Below are 19250 nucleotides of genomic sequence, written 5' to 3'. Positions count from 1 at the left end.
TAAATGAAAACTGGCCTGCGAATGCACTAAGTGCTGCGCAGGCTAGTTTTTTTCGGCTTCAATCGATGGCAGCTTTAAAGTGAAGACCGTGCCCCGTCCAAGCTCGCTCTCAATGGATATGCTGCCTTTATGGTTTTCAATAATTTTATATGTGATCATTAAACCCAGGCCTGTTCCCTTTTCCTTGGTTGTATAAAATGGCTCACCTATTTTTTTCAGCGCTTCCGGGGGAATGCCTTCACCCTCGTCTATTACATGAACAAGAATATTATTGCCTTCTTTAGTGGAGGACAATGTCAATTTCCCCCCTTCAGGCATGGCATCAATTGCATTTTTTATTAAATTGATAAAGACCTGTTTGATTTGATTCTGATCACAATTGATCCACATCTGATCCTGCGGGTGCTGATGCACAATCATGACGTTATTCATGATTGCCTGTGTTTCAAGCAGGGTTGCAACATCCCCAATCAGCGTATATAAATTCGTTTCCTTTAAAATTCTTTCCTGTGGTTTTGCAAGCATAAGCAGTTCGCTCAAGATGAGTTCGATCCGGTTTAATTCAGAGAAGACAATGTCAAAATAGGTCGCTTCCCCTTTTCCTGCTGAACGCATTAGCTGAAGAAACCCTTTGATTGCTGTCAGGGGATTCCGGATTTCATGGGCTATTCCAGCTGCAAGCTGACCTGCAACGGACAATTTTTCAGAACGGAGCATCAGCTCTTCTGCTTTTTTCCGGTCTGAAATGTCTCTTAAAATAACCTGTGCAGCAGGTTCACCGAAATAAGTAGTTGGGATGCAGACCATCTCTGTATAGATTGTGCTGTTTTTATATGTATGCCATGATTGCTTAGTTACTTCAACATCCGTTCTTAATTGGACGATATTATGCAATTTTTCTTTGACCTGCTCATGAAATTCAGGGTCCAGGGAGGAAAAGATGCTTTTTCCAAGCATATCTGGATAATCATCTGCTTCAAAAAGCTTTACGCCTGATTCGTTGATAAACACCCATTTTTCCCGATGAATGACGGCAATCGTATCAATGGAGTTTTGAATGAGAAGCTGATACCTCTCCCGGCTTTTTTGCAGGATTTTCTGAAATTTTTTTCTGGATGAAATATCAATGAGAACAACCAGTTCTGCTGTCTGGCCTTTAAATAGCGTGGGTGCTGCTTTGATTTCTACTTCGACCGGAGTACCATCAAGTCTTCTCCACGTTTGTTCAATAAGCCCTACATACGAGCCGCTCTGCATTCTTTGAATACGGTTTTTCACAATATCATGATAGTCGTGATCAATGATATCGAGCACATCTAATCCAAGCAAATCTTCCTTGGAGGTTCCCCCAAGCAAATCGATCAGAGCCTGATTCACATAGCATAACTGGCCTTTTTGCGAGATGAATAAGGGACAGGGCATCCTCTTAAGCAGTTCCTCTGCATAAAGGTTTATTTCTTTAGCTTCATCGATTAAAAGCGGGTTATTTAATTGGAGAGGTTTTGACCTGTTCTCCTGTTCACTGGATTTAAGCAATTTTATTTTAAGAACGATTTGATTTTCCTTTTTCGCAGAAGTCGTTTTAATAAAATCAACCGTTGCTTCAAGCCAAATAAACGTTCCATTCTTCATTAAAAAACGAAACGTGCAAGGATGGAGGTGGTGTTCGTTGTAAAAATAACTCTCAACTAAAAATAAATCATCTTTATGGACATAATCCTTCATGGAAGTTCCTATAAATTCTGCACTGGTGAAGCCGAGGTGCTCTTCACTGTTCAGCGACATAAACTGGAATCTTCCATTCTCATTCATAACTGCAAATAATTCAGCCTGCGGCAATACTTGATATTCGGTTTCTGTCTCTTGCTTCATGCATTGCCCCCCTTTTATATGCTCTTTTCACATTTTATTAAACGTGCCTGCTGTTGGGATTGACCGGCTAAAATGAGCGTAATGCGGCTATGACGAGGAATTAAGTGCAGATCAGTCATTCAATGAGGATGGTCTTCGTCTACAGAACGTTCGATTTTACTTAACAAAATTCGATTTTCTTATCCAAAATTCCTCTCTTATTTCCTGAAAAAGTTAATTTTTTTCATTAAAGGGTGAAAATAAAAGAAACCGGGAATGTCCCGGCCTCGTATTATTCTTTATATTCGCCGAAGTTTTTGGCTGCTTTTTCTTTTTTTGCTTTTTCTTTATGGGCAAGGTTGGCTGCTGCACTGCCGAATTCCCCGCTGAATTCAGAGTCAACTTTACTTGAGTCGAAGCCTTTTTTGTTTTTTTGATTGGCATCGTTTTTGTTCGTTTTTGACATTTCATTCACTCCTTATCATAGATTATCCTTAGTGTTTTCAACTCATGGTGCGGCTATTCTTCACTGCTTTGCTCATAAGACTTCAGCATATTAACAGCATGTGTAACAGCGCCGCCTGATCTGAGCAGGGCTGCTGTCATAACAGCTTCCGCCAGTTCTTCCTTTGAACAGCCTTCATTTTTGGCATCAGCGGTATGCGCCGCAATGCAATAAGGACATTCAGATGTATGCGCAACAGCAACAGCGATTAATTGCTTCAGCTTAGCGGTAAGCTTTCCTTCCTCTGAAGCTTTTGAAAAAAATGCCCTTGCTGTCTGCTGTATTTCAGGAGAAAGGTCCTGTAATGTATTGATGTTTGCTAAATCATCTCTGCTGTAAAATGATTCTGCAAGCTTGCCGTCGTAAGCACGATGCATTTGAGTACGGTGAGCATAGGCGCCGCCTGCTTCAATAGCAGCTGCAACCATCACAGCTTCAAACAATTCCTCGAGTGACGCTCCTGCTTTTTTCGCTTTTTTTGTATGGAAATCAATGCAGTAAGGACATTCAGTTGCATGTGAAACAGCAACTGCAATGATTTCTTTTTCCTTTCTTGTTAAATGGCCATCGCTCAAAACTGCTTTGCTGAAGGCAATATATGATTGATAAAGCTCGGGCGCAAGCTCGGGAAACCTCTTCATGAGCTGGATGTTATCGATTGAATAAAACCCCATATTATCCCTCATTTCTGATGATGGGATTATTTTTTCCTACTATATAATGTGTTACTCATAAAACAAAAAAAAGCTTCCCTATTTAGGAAAGCTCAAGTCTTGCTTATTCTTCTGTATTTTCTTCAGTTTCTGCAGGTGGTTCCGGTACAGCATTCGGATCTTTTGGTTCGAGGTTTGCGAATGCTTCGATTGCTCGTTTTGCGATGTATTTGTTTACTGGATGAGAAGCTGTTTTTCCTGTGTAGGGAACAATCACACTGATTGCGACCTCAGGTTTTGAGGCAGGATAATATCCAACAAACGCAAGGTTATTTGTTTCTGTTCCCCAGTATGCGCGTTTGCTTTGCTCTCCATAATAGCTTGTCTGAGAAGTTCCCGTTTTTCCGGCTACATCGTATTTCCCAAAGATGCCTGCTGCAGTTCCGCCCGTTTCCGTAACAGCTTCAAAGCCCCGTTGAACTTGGCGAATGTCTTCTTCTGAATTATTGACGCGATTTAAAATCCGCGTTTCATGCTCGGTTACAATCGAACCAAGCTCATTTTCTTCTACTGGTGAATGGATGCTCGTCACGATTCTCGGTTCTACACGATAGCCTCCGTTAGCAATAGCTGATACATATTGCGCCATTTGAAGCGGTGTATAGGTATCGAACTGGCCGATAGCCATATTTAGCAGGATACCATCGTTTGGTGGAGTTACTTGCTGACCTGTTGCTTCATTAGGCAAATCAATACCTGTTGGAACTCCCAGACCAAATTGACTGTAGTAATTTCTCATTTTCTGAAAGTCAGCTGCAGATGCATTGAATGTCCTATTAGGAATATACGTTTCACCTGCTATATCGTAAGCAACTCTGAACATATAGACGTTGGAACTTCTTTTGAGTGCAGTAATATCATTAACAGGCCCCATGTTGCGTACTGATTTTTTTGGTTTAGTGCCTTTTATTAATAACGGCGTATCATTATATACAGTTCCGCGCGACATTCCATTCTGATATCCCGCTAAAACTGTAGCCCCTTTAATGGTAGATCCGATTTCATACTGAGAAGTAAAATTACCGATTATATAATCATTAATTTTTCCATCTTCAAAATCATACTTCTTGCCAGACATCGCAAGAACGTCACCCGTATTTGGATCCATCATCACGGCAAATGCTCTGTCTGCAAGATGATTTCCCGTTTTGCCCCGAGCCACTCTAAGCTCTTCTTCTACAATCGTATCCAGCTGCTTTTGCAGTTCAAGATCAAAGGACAATTTCAGGTCATAGCCGCGGCGGCCCTCATCGATCATCGTTTCTGAAATGACCTTGCCGCTGCTGTCGGTTACATATTGCACTTTCGCTTTGCGCGGATTCAGATAGTCTTCATATTGATATTCAAGATTGCTTCGGCCCACGCGTTCATTTCTTGCATAGCCGCGCGCTGTGTAATAGGACTTTCTTGCTTCCAGAATTCCCTGCTTAGGAGTCGTAACACTTCCGAAAATGCCGGTTAAAAGATCTCCATTCGGATATGAACGCTTCCAGTCGGTAATGACATCGATTCCCGGGAGAAGTTCAAGATTTTCTGCTACACGAGTCAGTTCTTCTTTTGTCAGCTCTTCCCCTTCCGTCAGACCTGTAGCTGTGACAATCTGAGGCTCGTAGGCATAGCCAGCCGAGAAACGTGTATATAAGGCGACTACTTCCAGTTCGTTTTTATCGCTTTTTAGTTTGGTCAGCTCAGTTTCAGGGACACGATCAATTTGAAGCTGATACGTTTCGCTCCCCTTCTTCTCTTTTTCCTTCTCTTTAAGAAGGTTTGCTGCTTCTTCAGGGTTTGCAGCAACCCAATAGTCTTTTAAATCTCTGTCTTTTAAAAATTCGGTTGGAATTTCAATGAGAGATGCAAGTACTTTTGCTGTTTCAATTTTATCTGATGCTTTCGTTGTTTTTTCTACTGTATATGTGATGGCCTCAACACCAATGTTTTCAACAAGAACATTTCCGTTCCGGTCATACATCTTTCCGCGCGGTGCAGGAAAGCTTGCATAGTTTGACTCAGTGCGGCTGACTTCCTTTGAAAATTCCTCACCCTGAACAATTTGAACAACACCCAGCCGAATGATTAGCGCTACGAAAAGTAAAAACACAAAGAAAAAGAAAACATTGATGCGGATTAAACGTGTTTTCTTCAATTTTCGCAGATCAGCTTGACTATTACCTGGCTCAGTCAACGAATTTATTCCCCTTTCAAAATCGATCTTCGGTTATGAGATCATTTTAACGTTTTTCAAATTCTATTGTAACACTTGTGTAATACTTGTTACATAAAAAAGGGAATTAAATTTATGTCAAGAAACAATTCAATGAAAAAGTTAGTACCACTGGATATAAATAGGAAGATTTTTCGGCGGCAGAGAATGGGGAGCATTCTATTCTTGATGCTATAAAACTAGTGATAATAATGGTTTGTTAACGCTTACTTAATGTAAGTTACATAGAATAAAAGTCTGCAATCTGTCAATGGAAAGCAATGCCTGCTTTATTACGAAAATCGTATGTTACGATGTTGTTGTAGCAAGAAACACACAAAAAAAACTCTTAGGAGGAATTTTTTCATGAAGAAATCTATCGTACTTTCAGTAGCGGCAGCAGCCACTATTTTCACATTTAATGCTGGGGGCCCATCAGCGGATGCAGCAGCTCCACAGCAATCAAATATGCAAGTAAAAGCTTACCAAATTGCTGGCCAAAACTGCAATTTAAATCAAGATCAACAACAAGATCTATTAAAGAACATCAACAATCCTGAGCTTCAAAAAATGGTTGAGCAGCAATTAAACCAATTTAAAGCACAGCAAGGCGATGCTGCAGCGCAAGCACCACAACAACAAGAGCAAGCTGAAGCTCCAAAACAAGAAGCAGCACCGGCACCAGCTAAGCAAGCACAGCCAGAAGCTTCTAAAGAAGCAGCTCCAAAGCAAGAGCAAACACAGGCATCTGTAAGTGAATTCGAGAAAAAAGTAGTTGAATTAACAAACGCAGAGCGTGAAAAACAAGGCTTAAAACCACTTCAATTAGATGAAGAATTAAGCAAAGTAGCTAAAGAAAAATCAAAAGACATGCAAAGCAAAAACTATTTTGACCACAACAGCCCAACTTACGGATCACCATTTGACATGATGAAGAAGTTTGGCGTTGAGTACACTACTGCTGGAGAAAACATTGCTAAAGGACAAGCTTCACCAGAAGAAGTTGTACAAGCATGGATGAACTCTGAAGGCCACCGTAAAAACATCATGAACGGAGACTTCACTCACATTGGTGTAGGCCATGTAGCTGAAGGCAACTACTGGACTCAAATGTTCATCGGTAAATAATAGATTTTCATATTACGAGATAGCTAGAGAATTCTAGCTATCTTTTTTTGTTTTAAGATTTTTTTATGTCTAGCTCCATCGCCTAAATTCCAGGCGCTTCCGCTTTTCTTATGTTCATTTTCAGCCTGACCATATCCATGCACTGGATTCCATTCTCAAAAATTGGTTCTTCGTAATGATCAATGAAGTAATTTCCAATTACTTTTTCCATGCGGAATCCACATTTTTGGTAAAGAGCAAGCTGATTTAAGCTTGAGTTTCCGGTACCAATTTCAAGGTATGCGATATTTTGATCAGCACATACTTGCTTTGCATGAGCGATCAGTTTTTTCGCTATCCCTTTTCCTCTAAAATGGTCATTAACCGCAAGATTCATTATTTCCATAGATGAATCTCCAATCTGCATCAGCACAAGCACTCCTGCTGTTTTCTTCTCATGCTCCGCAAGATAAATGAACCCTTTTTTGAGATATTGGTTTATATTTTGTTCAGAAGGGTCTGCCTCGAGCAAAAGATCCATCGGTGCTCCACTCTTGCAAGGCAGCTTTCTGATTACGATTTCCATAGCTTGTATAGAGCCTGTGTCCCGCTGTCACCTTCGCCTTTTTTCTGAAGCTCCGTGTAAAGGGAATGAGCGAGGGTTAAGCCTGGCGCATCCATTTTCATCGTTTCCGCCTCTTCAATGGCAATGCCCATGTCCTTTAAGAAATGCTTTACATAGAATCCTGGATCAAAGTCCCCTTTCAGCATTCTCGGAGCAAGGTTGCTCAGTGACCAGCTGCCTGCTGCACCTGCTGATATGCTTTTTAAGACATTTTCAGGATCGAGGCCGGCGTGCTCCGCATAAGCTATCGCTTCACTGACACCGATCATGCCTGCTGCAATCGCAATTTGATTGCACATTTTCGTATGCTGCCCGCTGCCTGCTTCTCCCTGATAGACTATATTTTGTCCCATCACAGAAAAAATCGGCATGCAGGCTTCAAACGCTTGTTGATCTCCGCCAGCCATGATGGATAATCTTGCTTCTCTTGCCCCGACATCCCCGCCTGAAACAGGTGCATCCAAAGCATGGATCTTGCGCTGCTTGGCAAGTTCATAGATCTCTTTTGCAAGACTAGGCTTTGAGGTAGTCATATCAATGACATATGTACCTTCTTTTGCAGAGCGCAAAATGCCTTTTTCGCCTAAATAAATTTCTTCAACATCAGATGGATAGCCGACCATCGTTATGATATAGTCCGATTGTGAAGCAAGTTCTTCAATTGTTTCTTTCCAGACTGCACCTGCTTCTATCAGCTCAGCTGCTTTTTCTTTCGTTCTTGTATAGACAAGCACCGGATATCCGTCGCGCAGCAGATGCCCTGCCATGCTTTTCCCCATTACGCCAGTTCCGATAAAACCGACTACACCTTTTTTCTCAGTCATGCAGATCCTCTCCAATCAAAAAGCCCATCTAGACAATGGAAGACTTTTCTTTTAGCTTATCATATTCTTTGATGACAAAATGAAAAAAAATGATAAAGAACGTTTGAATAAAGAGATAAACCGGAAAGGAATATTGCATTTTATATCCTTTGCTGAAATCAAAAATACCGACTAAAACAGCAATCCATTCATAAAAAACAGAAAACACCGACCAGATAATGATATAGACAATCGTAATGATGCCCCTGATTCTCCAATGCTGATAGAGATAGAGAAAAAAGTAGCCAAAAAATCCATACATGCTGTAGTAAATAAAATCCCAGACCTCAAATTTCGGAGAATCATTTACATCATAAATATCATAAGGCGGAATCGCTAGAATATGGTCGGCCGTCAGTCCAATAAAGGCACTGAATGTGAAAATAAGAATCGTAACAGAAGCCGGAAACTTTTTTGGAAGCTTAACAGCTAAGAATAATCCTGCTGCTAAAGTAATGATAATATAGAGCTCATTTATGAAATCCTTCATCTCATAGTGACCCCCTTTTTCAGGATCGGCCGGAATAAGCAGAGACCTATAATCCCTGAAAAATAGAGCAGAGCAGAGTGGATAACAGGAATCAGCCATCTATTTTCTTCATAGTTCATTACGCGAAAATAAGAACAAAGCTCCTCCATCGATATGATCAAAGTAATAGAAAATAGCAGGAGGACGAGTTTTGCGGCTGTCCTTTTCAACATAAAATTCACATGGACGACCATTAGAAACAGAAGGGGAATAATGATAATTCTCTGTAAAATAATGACCGTTAAGGCAGTAGGTGTTTCATAAGCCGATGCCCATCCCAAATTCACAGTAATGATGGAACAAAACGCGTTATTTGCAATCGACAAAATCATAAAAACGAAGACCGATTCTAAATGATTTAATTTTTTTGGAAAATACACAAACAAATGAATTGCAAACCAGACCAAGATCACAGCGAAGACAATCGCCATTATTTATGCCACCCTTAGCTTTAAATTCTCTTGTTTAGTGTACTTCCTGCAAGCTATTTATATACAGATTTACGTGCCTATACGGATTTCACCATTCCTCCGTCAATTAAATGTGTCTGGCCTGTCATATAGCTGTTGGCATCTGAGAGCAGGAAAAGAACATACGCAGCAAATTCGGATGGTTTTCCGTAACGGCCTGAAGGAATTTTGCGCTTCGCTTCTTCTTCCACCTCACTGACGCTGATGCCCTGTCTGTCCGCTGCTGCCTGATCTAAAGAAGCAACTCTGTCCGTTGCAATTCTGCCTGGTGCCGCTGTATTGATCAAAATTTTATATGGGGCAAGCTCTGATGCAAGGGTCTTTGTAAGACCGACAATTCCAAGCCGGAATGTATTCGATAAGATTAATCCTGGTATTGGTTCTTTTACGGAGGAACTGGCGATGTTTACAATTTTCCCTCCCTTGCCTCTCATATATGGAATCACTGACCGGATAAGCCGAACATGGCTTAAAAGATTTAATTCAAACGATTTTTGCCAGTCCTCATCACTCATTTGCTCAAAAAGGCCTGAAGGCGGCCCGCCTGCATTGTTCACGAGCAGATCAATTGTTCCAAAGCGCTTCACCGTTTCTTCTATGAGCTGATTAATCTCATCTGCATTTGATAAATCGCAGGCTTTATATTCAACGAGACCTGAATATTTTTCAGAAAGTTCTTCTTTCACCTTATGAAGCTTATCAGGGTTTCTGCTTGTAATCATGACATGTGCGCCTTCTTTTACAAGTTCTTCAGCAATAGCCCGTCCCAATCCCTGACTTGATGCTGCAACAAGTGCCACTTTTCCTTTTAATCCGAGTTCCATTACTAACACTCCCCTTATTTTTTCTTATTTTTATAGTAACAGGACTGAATGTATTTTGCTTTAATAAGGATTCAGAAAATAGAAAAAACAAGGGATGGACACCCCTTGTTTTTAGGTAAGGCTCTTTTCGTAAATTTTGTTATTTTAAAACTAGATATTTAAGACCCTCAGTGGATTGCAGCGGAAGGAACTTGACTCCTGCGGGAAAATAGAGGGAAATGGGAGACCCCGCAGGCAACGCCGAGGAGACTCCCACCCTCCCCGCAGAAAGCAAGTTCCTGGAGCGGAAAGGAACGGACAACATTTATCATTAAAACAACAATCTTTGTGAAAATAAAATTAGGTGAAGTATTCAATCTTCGCATTTGGAAAGAAGTCGTCAATATACGTCTCCAGAGTTTCTCTTAGATCCGCTTCCTCATCCTTTTGATAAATGTATTTGCCGATTCCATATCTTCCCCATTTGTACCGGCGGTCATCTTCATTCATTTCAAGCTTGGATTTCGGATAGTTTTTTTCAATAACACGCTTGGCTGGTTTAGTAAAACGGTGCTGTATCATTTCGAATGTAATGTCATCACGAGCTTCAGGAGGGAGAAGCTGATCAAGCTTTGAAAATAATTCGTAATATCCTTCACGCCATCCTTCATGAATATATATAGGCGCTACGATAAAACCGAGCGGGTATCCTGCCCCTGCTACTTTGACGGCTGCTTCTAAACGCTTATCAAGCGGTGAGGTGCCAGGTTCAAAATTTTTAATGACATAATCCGCATTGATGCTGAAACGAAAACGAGTTTTCCCTTTATGATCGGCATCCAGCAAATGATCCACATGATGAAACTTCGTAACAAAACGCAAGCGCCCCATGTCCGAATTCCCGAAGAATTCAATCGCTCTTTTTAACGAATGAGTTAAATGATCGATTCCAACAATATCAGACGTACACGAAGCTTCAAACCTTGTGATCTGAGGGTTTCGTTCATCCATATATTCCTGTGCCTGCTGAAAAATTTCTTCTGTATTCACGTATGTCCGGATATAAGGTTTAGAGCCCATTGTTGTCTGCAGATAACAGTAATGACAGTGCCCCATGCAGCCTGTCGCAAGAGGAATGGCATATTCAGCAGATGGTTTGGAAGAATCAAATTTTAGCGTTTTGCGCACCCCTACAACGAGAGTGGATTTTGCATTCCGGTATTTCTGCAGGTCATTCTTTCCGGGAATATTCCGCACCTGATTATGTGAAGTCGTTTCCCTGATTTCAAGACCCATCTTTTCGAATTTTTCTTTCAGCTCCACTCCAAGAGGATATTCAAGCGCCCTCGGCTCAATATAGACAAGCTGCGGCACAAATGGTTTTACCATAACGTCACTTCCTTTTGTTCAAAACGGTATATCCTTAAGGTTTGTTTCGGAAATGGTTCGTATGCTTTTTAAATATTTCCTATACAGAAAAGCGGAGCCGACTGGTCAGACCCGACAGACAGATAAGGATCCGACAGAAAAGGCGCTTTTTGCCTTTACTGGCGGATCCGTTCTGGCCGAGGGGCTAGGAGGTGGAGCTAGACACCACGAAAAGCGGAGGTCGTGTATGATTCCACAAAACCATGATTCAGCCTGAAAATTGTACTCAAAGACCATCTATGATTCCACATAACCATGATTCAGCGTGGAATGTGTACTCAAAGACCATCTATGATTCCACATAATCATGATTGAAAGTGAAAAGTGTCCTCAAAGGCCGTATATGATTCCACAAAACATTGATTCAACGTGAAAAATGTCCTTAAAGGCCGTATATGATTCCACAAAACATTGATTCAACGTGAAAAGTGGCCTCAAAGGCCGTATATGATTCCACAAAACATTGATTCAGCGTGAAAAGTGTCCTCAAAGGCCGTATATGATTCCACAAAACATTGATTCAGCGTGAAAAGTGGCCTCAAAGACCATCTATGATTCCACAAAACCATGATCCAGTGTGAAAAGTAAGGATCGGTCTGATATATTGTCCAGAAATATCTCAAAACACGGTCATGATCAAAAACCTCCGCAGCCTGGGTGGCTGCGGAGGTTAACTACTCATACTGCTCATAATCAAATAACTTATTATACATAACTTCCGCCTCTGAGTAAGACGGAAATATAGCGTCTTCTTCATCTAATAAATGATAGGAATCATGAATAAACAAAGCTTTTTGCCCTGGCTCTGTCGGATGATCGACCACTTCAGCTTCCTGGATATTAGCTACATTTGCAGCATGAGGATTGCGGTAGATGACATACACCTTGTCCCCTGCATTTACATCTTTCTTTTCCACTTTGCATCACCTTTCTTTTGCGCTTGATGACGTTAGTTTCACCTTTTTAGTGAATGTGATACTGGAAAAGTGATCAGGACGGCTGTTCCTTTACCTTTTTGGCTTGTGATCGTTAAGTTCCCCTTATGCTGGCGGATGATTTTTTCCGTTATGACAAGGCCTAAGCCTGTTCCTTTTTCTTTTGTGGTAAAGAAAGGTTTTGTTACTTGGCTGATCATATCTTCTGGAATGCCTGGCCCTTGGTCTGTGATGGTTATTTTAACATCAACATGATCAGCATAAGCATCTACAGCAATCTTTCCGCCTTCAGACATGGCATCAAATGCATTTTTCAGCAGATTGATCAACACCTGCTTCAGCTGATTTTCATCTCCTTTAACGGGAGGGAGTTCCCCATTGCACCTGAACTCAATGCCAACATTTTTCAGCGCGCTTTCGGTAGCGAAAAAGCGGATCATGGAATCAATCAGCTTTCTCATATTTATTTCTTTCTCATGAACGGCCTGCGGTTTTGAAAGGATCAGGAATTCGCTGACTATACTGTTCATGCGCTTCAGTTCTTCCAGCATGATTTTTGTATAATGCGGGTCTATGATTTCCTTTTTTTCATCCATCATTTGAAGAAAGCCTTGAATGACGGTAAGGGGATTTCTGATTTCATGTGCAACTCCAGCAGCCATCTGACCTGCTACTTTAAGCTTTTCCTGCTGAAACAGCGCAACCTCTTCCGCTTTTTTTTCGGTCACATCCCGAATCATTTCACAAAAAGCGATCAATTGGTTTTCATGGCTGTACAGCGGAGTTGTTGTTACTTCCACTTCTATTGCAGAGCCTGATTTTGTCTTGTCACTTCGGGAAGAAACTCCTGATTGGCTGCCGGACGGATAGGGATATTTGCGCCCGATAATTTCCCTTTCACTCCAGCCGTAAAGCTTCAAGAACGCCGGATTAACTCCTCTGACGGTGTGATCAGGCTCTATTATGGCAATGGCATCATGGCTTTGAGAAAAAATCAGGTCAAATTTGGCTTCTGTTGCCCTTAGGGTTTGTGAGATTATCTCATTTTGCCGCTGAACCTTCCCCCATAGAAAATTGATAAACTTAATATAGTAGCAAAGGATAACGACAATAATAATGGCAAAGAAGACGTAATACATGACGTCAATTCTCTCGAAGGAGGTCGAAATAATTTCGTAGCTGCCGAGAAAAAAGTAAAACTGGCTGCATATTGTTATGAATCCTGTTATAACCACGTAGGTCATTTTCTGAAAAACAGCACTGAAAATAACGGGGAACAGCAAGAAGATGAAATTGACGATATATGGATCTGTGTAATTTAAAACAAATAAATAACAGTAAATAAGAGCAAGCGAGCTCCAAACAAAAAAAGAATCCTTCTTTATGAATCTAAGGATGAGTGTATAGCACAATAGAATAACTGCAAAAACAAAGACGATTGGATAATATTTTAAACTTTTCTCAATAAATAAAATAAATAGAGCGTCCAGGATAAAGATAATCCACATAGACTGCAGCAGCAGCTTTTTCCGGACAACTTGATTTTCGTTCCGTTCCAAAAAAATCTTCCCCATTCTTTCTGCATTCGAGACTATTTTACCACAGAAGGGTAAAACATGTGAAAACATTGTTGATATCCATATTTGCGAGCGGGGAAAAAGTCCTTTTTCCATAAAAAAAGACCTGCATATGCAGGTCTTTTCTCACTTAAAGATTGAACTTCGTTTTTACAAACTCAACAACTTCTTCTGTTGTGCTCATAGAAAGAATTTCTTCTTTGAAGCTTGCTGCTTCTTCTTTTGAAAGGTTTTTAATAAGTGAACGTGCTGGGAGGATCGATGTAGCACTCATAGAGAACTCATCAAGTCCTAAACCAAGAAGAACTGGAATCGCAAGCGGATCGCCAGCCATTTCTCCGCACATTCCTACCCATTTGCCTTCTTTGTGAGCTGCTTCAATTACAAGCGTCACAAGACGAAGAATAGCAGGATTATATGGCTGGTACAGGTATGATACGCGTTCGTTCATACGGTCAGCAGCCATTGTGTATTGAATGAGGTCATTTGTTCCGATGCTGAAGAAATCAACATCTTTAGCAAATTGATCTGCAAGAACGGCAGTTGAAGGAATTTCAACCATCATTCCAATTTCAATGTTCTCTGAAACTTCAGCGCCTTCACTTACAAGCTTCGCTTTTTCTTCTAAAAGAATCGCTTTAGCCTGTCTGAACTCGTCCACAACCGCAATCATCGGGAACATGATTTTCAAGTTGCCGAATGTGCTGGCACGAAGCAATGCACGCAATTGAGTGCGGAAGATTTCCTGCTCTTCTAAGCAAAGACGGATCGCACGGAAACCAAGGAATGGATTCATTTCTTTCGGAAGATTCAAGTAAGGAAGCTCTTTGTCTCCGCCAATGTCAAGGGTGCGGACAACAACAGGCTTGCCTTCCATGCGCTCAAGCACAGCTTTGTATGCTTCGAACTGCTCATCTTCTGTCGGAAGCTGATCACGGCCCATGTAAAGGAATTCAGTACGGTAAAGACCAACTGCTTCTCCGCCGTTCTCAAGAACGCCGCGAACATCGTCAGGCGTGCCGATATTGGCTGCAAGCTCAACATGCTGTCCGTCTTTCGTTACCGTTTCTTCATTTACAAGCTTCGCCCACTCCGCTTTTTGCACTTCGTATTGAGCTTTTTTCTTTTCAAAACCTGCAATAACATCCTCAGAAGGATTGACGATTACATCTCCATCGATTCCATCAACGATGACGATGTCGCCATTTTTGATGTCGGATGTAGCTGTTTTCGTTCCTACTACAGCAGGAATTTCCATTGAACGCGCCATGATCGCTGAATGTGATGTTCTGCCGCCGATATCAGTTGTAAAACCTAATACATACTGACGATTCAGCTGAGCCGTATCAGAAGGTGTTAAATCTTCTGCAACGATGATCACTTCTTCAGAAATCATGCTCGGGTTTGGAATTTCAACGCCAAGCAAATGTCCAATCACGCGTTTTGTTACGTCACGGATATCAGCTGCACGTTCTTTCATATATTCGTTGTCCATAGACTCGAACATACTTACAAACATATCAGCTGTTTCTTTCATTGCAAATTCAGCGTTAACTGCTTCGCTGCTGATTTTATCTTTAACCGGATTAAGCAGTTCTGGATCGCTTAAAACTAAGATATGAGCTTCAAAAATTTCAGCTTTGTCTGCACCTAATTCTCTGAATGCATGCTCTTTAATTTTTTCAAGCTCTGATTTTGATTTTTGGATGGCTTCATCAAAACGAAGGACTTCAGCAGGTTTATCTGCCACTTCTTTTTTTGATACTGTAAGATCTGGTTCTTCTAAGCGGTAAGCTTTTGCAATCGCGATCCCAGCTGAAGCTCCAATCCCTCTTAATTCGAGCATTATTCGCCTAAGCCTTCTTTTTTCATTGTTTCTTCAAGAGCTGCGATTGCATCGTTTTCGTCTGAACCAGCTGCAGAAATCGTGATTTCTGAATCTTTAGCGATACCTAAAGACATAACGCCCATGATTGATTTCAAGTTAACTGTTTTACCGTTATATGCTAAGTTCACATCTGCATCAAACTTGCTTGCTGTTTGAACAAGCACTGTAGCCGGACGTGCGTGGATTCCTGATTCTGCTGTTACTTTAAATGTTTTCTCTGCCATAATTAATCAATCTCCTTCATATTTAAATAAAGCTAGTACACAATACCTTATCATAACAGCCGCATCACATGATTGACAAGTGATGCGACTCCATTCCTTTTATTTTTCTATAGAAATGATATGCTCTTCTCCTGCTTTAACGCTGCCGGAAGATTTAATCACGATTGATTCGCCTTCGTTTAAGTTAGTGAAGACAATCGGCGTCATGATAGATGGAGCATTAGCTTTAACGAAATCTAAGTTCACTTGAAGCAGTTTTTGTCCTTTAGTGACAATGTCACCTTCTTTAACAAACGCTTCGAAGCCTTCCCCTTTAAGGTTTACAGTATCAATTCCAACATGAATCAAGATCTCGTTGCCGCTTTCTGATTCAAGGCCGATTGCATGCTTAGTAGGGAAAACATTTAAGATTTTGCCGTCTACTGGTGAAACGATCGTGCCGTCTGTTGGCGTGATTGCAATTCCGTCACCCATCATTTTTCCTGAGAACACTTGATCAGGCACTTCTGTGATTGGGTGAATGTCACCTGTTAATGGAGAAACGAACGAAAAGTCGCTTACTTCGTTTTTAATAGGTTCAGCAACAACGTCTTCGACTTGCTCCTGCACTTCTTTTTCAGCTGAAACAGGTTTCGCAGGACGAGGCGTTTTGCCTGACATAACGTCTTGAATTTGTGATTTTAAGTTATCAGATTTAGGTCCGTAGATAGCCTGAATGTTGTTTCCAACTTCAAGGACACCTGCTGCTCCTAAACGTTTCAAACGGTTTTTATCAACTGCTTTTACATCATTAACTGTTACACGCAGACGAGTGATACATGCGTCAAGGTGTTTGATGTTTGAGCTTCCGCCAAGTGATTCAAGGATGTTATATGGAAGATCTCCTGCACTTTCAGAAACTTTATTATCATCTTCTTCCTGTGCATCTTCGCGTCCAGGTGTTTTAAGGTTGAACTTGCGGATGGCAAAACGGAATCCGAAGTAATAAATCAGTGAGAATACTAAACCTACCGGAATAACAAGCCACCAGTCTGTTCTGTTAGGAAGGATACCGAACAGGAAGTAGTCAATGACCCCGCCTGAGAACGTCATCCCGATTTTGACATTCAGCAATTGCATGGTCATAAATGAAAGTCCTGCAAACACTGCATGGATGGCAAATAGAATTGGTGCTACGAATAAGAATGAGAATTCAAGCGGCTCTGTAATCCCTGTTAAGAAAGATGTTAAAGCAGCTGAACCCATGATGCCTGCAACAAATTTTTTGTTTTCAGGTCTCGCTTCATGATAAATCGCAAGAGCAGCAGCAGGAAGACCGAACATCATGAACGGGAATTTACCTGTCATAAATGTACCTGCCGTTAATTCTGCGCCGTCTTTAATTTGAGCCATGAAAATACGCTGATCTCCGCGGACAATTTCTCCTGCTTGAGTTGTGTAGTTTCCAAACTCATACCAGAAAGGTGAGTAGAAAATATGATGAAGACCAAAAGGAATTAATGAACGTTCAATTAAACCGAAAATGAACGCTGCCAATGTTTTATTGGATTCAAGCAGCCCTGTTGAGAATGCGTTTAATCCATTTTGTACTGGCGGCCAGACAAACAGCATGATTAACCCTAAAGCTACAGCAGAAACAGCTGTCATAATTGGAACGAAACGCTTTCCTGCAAAGAAACCTAAGTATTGCGGCAATTCAATTTTAAAGAATTTGTTATACATGTATGCTCCGAGAACCCCGACGATAATACCGCCAAAGACTCCGGTCTGCAAGGTCGGCATGCCGAGGACTCTCGCGTATTCAGGATGAAGCTGCTGGAAGAATTGTGCAAGCTCTACAGCATCGCTTGGAATTTTTCCTGTTTGAAGCAATACAGCACTCATTGTTGCATTCATGATTAAGTATCCGATGATCGCTGCAAGACCTGCAACTCCATCTCCATTGGCAAGGCCAATTGCTACGCCGACTGCAAAAAGAAGCGGCAGATTTGCAAAAACAATGTCCCCTGATGATTCCATTACTTTTGCGATCAGCTGTACAATTTCATTTGTTAAGAATGGCACTTTTGATGTAAGCTCCGGATTTTGCATGGCATTACCGAATGCAAGCAGGATACCTGCAGCAGGCAAAATCGCTACTGGAAGCATAAGAGCTTTACCAATTTTTTGGAGTACTCCAAATAAATTTTTAAACATGTGTATGACCTCCTTGTAAAAATAGTTTGTGTAAGCAGCAAGCAAAAAAAACATGAAAGCAAATTACAAGCGTTTACATTTCTCACCTAAAAAGAACAACAAAAAAAGCATGGTGCAACAAGGACGACCGCGCACAAAGGGTATATTCCCCCTAATTGCCGGTTTCAACACGTACTTGTTCACTCATGCCTGATCGTATCAGTAACACGTAAGGTACTTTTCTCATTAAGTTTTGTTTGTTAAACGGTATAAATGCAAGGTAAGATAAACAGCCTCAGCTTCATAGACTGGTTTTTTCAGAAATTGCTGCATCACTTTTATCATTTTCCAAGATGTATTGTAGCATAGCGGATATTCTTTTTTCAACAATAAAGTGAATTTTTCTGGTTCTTCAACTGTTTCACCGGAAAGAACCCTTTCAATCGTGTATCTTAAGTGGCGGACAAGCCGCAAATAATTGACGCTGTCATGATTCACTTTTATCTTCATTGAATCTTCAATGACACCTACCAGCTGATTAATCAGCTGTGAAAACTGATTGACATCTGCTATCGGCTTATTCGTGATCGCGCTGTGAATATGAAGGGCAATAAACCCTATTTCCCCTTCCGGCAAGTTCACCTTAAGCCTGTCATTAATCATATCAATAACTTCTTCAGCAATTAAAAATTCATTAGGATAAAGCGTTTTTGTTTCAATCAGAAACGGATTTTTAATGTCCATCCCTTTTTGAAGCCTTTTAATCGCAAATGTAATATGATCAATCAGCGCAATATGAATATGTTCATTTAATGGCAGTTCTACCCGCTCGGCAATAAAATGGATGACATCACTGACAACCTCAATCATGTCTTCATCGACAAAAGGAAGGAGCATTTTAAATTGTTCCTGCTCTTTTTGATTCGTAAGAACAAACATTTTCTCATACGAATCCTCCTGCATCATGTCTCCGCGTTTCTTCCCGAACCCTATGCCCTTTCCAATCAGAACAACCTCTTCATATGTATCATGATCGGCAATAAGTACATTATTATTTAAAACCTTTTTTATTGTAAAGGACTCCTTCACGAAATCCTCAGCTCCTTTTATCTCTCAATGCTTCATATCGTACATAATAGCATGCGATTACGTCAACTGCGAAATACTCAAGCTTGGATCCTAAAGGAAGAAATAGATCCAATTTCTGCTAACGATGCAAATTTATTTGGCGGGCTTTTTGCAAGGCTGTTTTAGCATAGATTGTTGGTTTTGACTATGAATGATGGCCGTTACTTTCCGCTGCAGGAACTTGCTTTCCGCGGGGAGCATGGGAGCCTCCTCGGCTTTGCCTGTGGGG

General features: G+C 41.0%; 17 protein-coding genes. 1 reads left to right on the top strand and 16 read right to left on the bottom strand.

What is annotated here, in order from left to right; genetic code table 11:
• Nucleotides 1–42: 42 nt before the first annotated feature.
• The 4 genes from AC3ISE_RS08140 to AC3ISE_RS08125 all read right to left on the bottom strand — a co-directional run bounded on the left by AC3ISE_RS08140 (nt 43) and on the right by AC3ISE_RS08125 (nt 5251).
• Complete coding sequence (locus AC3ISE_RS08140; protein WP_489223808.1) at nt 43–1872, bottom strand: PAS domain S-box protein; 1830 nt, start codon at nt 1870–1872, stop codon at nt 43–45.
• Between the two features lie 271 nt (nt 1873–2143).
• On the bottom strand, nt 2144–2317 hold the full coding sequence (locus AC3ISE_RS08135; protein ID WP_489223807.1) for a hypothetical protein: 174 nt from the start codon (nt 2315–2317) through the stop codon (nt 2144–2146).
• A gap of 53 nt (nt 2318–2370) precedes the next feature.
• The gene (locus tag AC3ISE_RS08130; protein ID WP_489223806.1) at nt 2371–3030 is read right to left on the bottom strand and encodes a carboxymuconolactone decarboxylase family protein; all 660 of its coding nucleotides are present in this window, start codon (nt 3028–3030) and stop codon (nt 2371–2373) included.
• A gap of 103 nt (nt 3031–3133) precedes the next feature.
• Nucleotides 3134–5251 carry a peptidoglycan D,D-transpeptidase FtsI family protein gene (locus AC3ISE_RS08125; protein ID WP_489223805.1) on the bottom strand — a complete coding sequence of 706 codons (2118 nt, stop codon included), beginning with the start codon at nt 5249–5251 and terminating at the stop codon, nt 3134–3136.
• Between the two features lie 384 nt (nt 5252–5635).
• Here AC3ISE_RS08125 and AC3ISE_RS08120 point away from each other — a divergent pair, with 384 nt between their 5' ends.
• Nucleotides 5636–6397, top strand: coding sequence for a CAP domain-containing protein (locus tag AC3ISE_RS08120; protein WP_489223804.1), 762 nt, complete (start codon nt 5636–5638; stop codon nt 6395–6397).
• Nucleotides 6398–6479: 82 nt separating this feature from the next.
• Here AC3ISE_RS08120 and AC3ISE_RS08115 read toward each other — a convergent pair whose 3' ends face one another.
• The 12 genes from AC3ISE_RS08115 to glcT form a co-directional block, all read right to left on the bottom strand.
• A complete protein-coding gene (locus AC3ISE_RS08115; protein ID WP_489223803.1) occupies nt 6480–6962 on the bottom strand; it encodes a GNAT family N-acetyltransferase in 483 nt (160 codons plus the stop codon).
• Entirely contained in the window at nt 6950–7825 is an 876-nt protein-coding gene (locus AC3ISE_RS08110) for an NAD(P)-dependent oxidoreductase (protein ID WP_489223802.1), read from the bottom strand. Before AC3ISE_RS08110 ends, AC3ISE_RS08115 begins: the two co-directional genes overlap by 13 nt.
• A 28-nt stretch (nt 7826–7853) precedes the next feature.
• Complete coding sequence (locus AC3ISE_RS08105) at nt 7854–8354, bottom strand: hypothetical protein (RefSeq protein ID WP_489223801.1); 501 nt, start codon at nt 8352–8354, stop codon at nt 7854–7856.
• Nucleotides 8351–8824 carry a hypothetical protein gene (locus tag AC3ISE_RS08100; RefSeq protein ID WP_489223800.1) on the bottom strand — a complete coding sequence of 158 codons (474 nt, stop codon included), beginning with the start codon at nt 8822–8824 and terminating at the stop codon, nt 8351–8353. The genes AC3ISE_RS08105 and AC3ISE_RS08100 overlap by 4 nt, the downstream gene beginning before the upstream one ends.
• Nucleotides 8825–8901: 77 nt before the next feature.
• Nucleotides 8902–9687: an SDR family oxidoreductase gene (locus AC3ISE_RS08095; RefSeq protein WP_489223799.1), complete on the bottom strand. Its 786-nt coding sequence runs from the start codon at nt 9685–9687 to the stop codon at nt 8902–8904.
• A 339-nt stretch (nt 9688–10026) separates the two neighbouring features.
• Entirely contained in the window at nt 10027–11055 is a 1029-nt protein-coding gene (gene splB / locus AC3ISE_RS08090; RefSeq protein WP_133311437.1) for a spore photoproduct lyase, read from the bottom strand.
• 713 nt (nt 11056–11768) lie between these two features.
• Nucleotides 11769–12011 (bottom strand): transcriptional regulator SplA domain-containing protein, encoded by a 243-nt coding sequence (locus AC3ISE_RS08085; protein ID WP_070876746.1) that lies wholly within the window; start codon nt 12009–12011, stop codon nt 11769–11771.
• 38 nt (nt 12012–12049) lie between these two features.
• Nucleotides 12050–13588, bottom strand: a complete 1539-nt coding sequence (locus AC3ISE_RS08080) for an ATP-binding protein (protein WP_489223798.1) — start codon at nt 13586–13588, stop codon at nt 12050–12052.
• A gap of 148 nt (nt 13589–13736) precedes the next feature.
• Entirely contained in the window at nt 13737–15452 is a 1716-nt protein-coding gene (gene ptsP, locus AC3ISE_RS08075) for a phosphoenolpyruvate--protein phosphotransferase (protein WP_489223797.1), read from the bottom strand.
• A complete protein-coding gene (locus tag AC3ISE_RS08070) occupies nt 15452–15718 on the bottom strand; it encodes a phosphocarrier protein HPr (RefSeq protein ID WP_029281636.1) in 267 nt (88 codons plus the stop codon). Before AC3ISE_RS08070 ends, ptsP begins: the two co-directional genes overlap by 1 nt.
• Before the next feature lie 99 nt (nt 15719–15817).
• Nucleotides 15818–17914: a glucose-specific PTS transporter subunit IIBC gene (ptsG, locus tag AC3ISE_RS08065; protein ID WP_489223796.1), complete on the bottom strand. Its 2097-nt coding sequence runs from the start codon at nt 17912–17914 to the stop codon at nt 15818–15820.
• A 225-nt stretch (nt 17915–18139) separates the two neighbouring features.
• On the bottom strand, nt 18140–18982 hold the full coding sequence (gene glcT, locus AC3ISE_RS08060; protein WP_489223795.1) for a glucose PTS transporter transcription antiterminator GlcT: 843 nt from the start codon (nt 18980–18982) through the stop codon (nt 18140–18142).
• Nucleotides 18983–19250: the final 268 nt, after the last annotated feature.

Source organism: Metabacillus sp. KH_069 (assembly GCF_057838075.1).
Note: the sequence above shows the minus strand (reverse complement) of the source record. Positions and strands in the feature narration are given on the sequence as shown.

Bases quoted from the DNA above. Each gene is read 5' to 3' on its own strand.
- AC3ISE_RS08140 (WP_489223808.1), bottom strand. From the start codon at position 1,872: ATGAAGCAAGAGACAGAAACCGAATATCAAGTATTGCCGCAGGCTGAA.
- AC3ISE_RS08135 (WP_489223807.1), bottom strand. From the start codon at position 2,317: ATGTCAAAAACGAACAAAAACGATGCCAATCAAAAAAACAAAAAAGGC.
- AC3ISE_RS08130 (WP_489223806.1), bottom strand. From the start codon at position 3,030: ATGGGGTTTTATTCAATCGATAACATCCAGCTCATGAAGAGGTTTCCC.
- AC3ISE_RS08120 (WP_489223804.1), top strand. From the start codon at position 5,636: ATGAAGAAATCTATCGTACTTTCAGTAGCGGCAGCAGCCACTATTTTC.
- AC3ISE_RS08115 (WP_489223803.1), bottom strand. From the start codon at position 6,962: ATGGAAATCGTAATCAGAAAGCTGCCTTGCAAGAGTGGAGCACCGATG.
- AC3ISE_RS08110 (WP_489223802.1), bottom strand. From the start codon at position 7,825: ATGACTGAGAAAAAAGGTGTAGTCGGTTTTATCGGAACTGGCGTAATG.
- AC3ISE_RS08105 (WP_489223801.1), bottom strand. From the start codon at position 8,354: ATGAAGGATTTCATAAATGAGCTCTATATTATCATTACTTTAGCAGCA.
- AC3ISE_RS08100 (WP_489223800.1), bottom strand. From the start codon at position 8,824: ATGGCGATTGTCTTCGCTGTGATCTTGGTCTGGTTTGCAATTCATTTG.
- AC3ISE_RS08095 (WP_489223799.1), bottom strand. From the start codon at position 9,687: ATGGAACTCGGATTAAAAGGAAAAGTGGCACTTGTTGCAGCATCAAGT.
- splB (WP_133311437.1), bottom strand. From the start codon at position 11,055: ATGGTAAAACCATTTGTGCCGCAGCTTGTCTATATTGAGCCGAGGGCG.
- ptsP (WP_489223797.1), bottom strand. From the start codon at position 15,452: ATGCTCGAATTAAGAGGGATTGGAGCTTCAGCTGGGATCGCGATTGCA.
- AC3ISE_RS08070 (WP_029281636.1), bottom strand. From the start codon at position 15,718: ATGGCAGAGAAAACATTTAAAGTAACAGCAGAATCAGGAATCCACGCA.
- ptsG (WP_489223796.1), bottom strand. From the start codon at position 17,914: ATGTTTAAAAATTTATTTGGAGTACTCCAAAAAATTGGTAAAGCTCTT.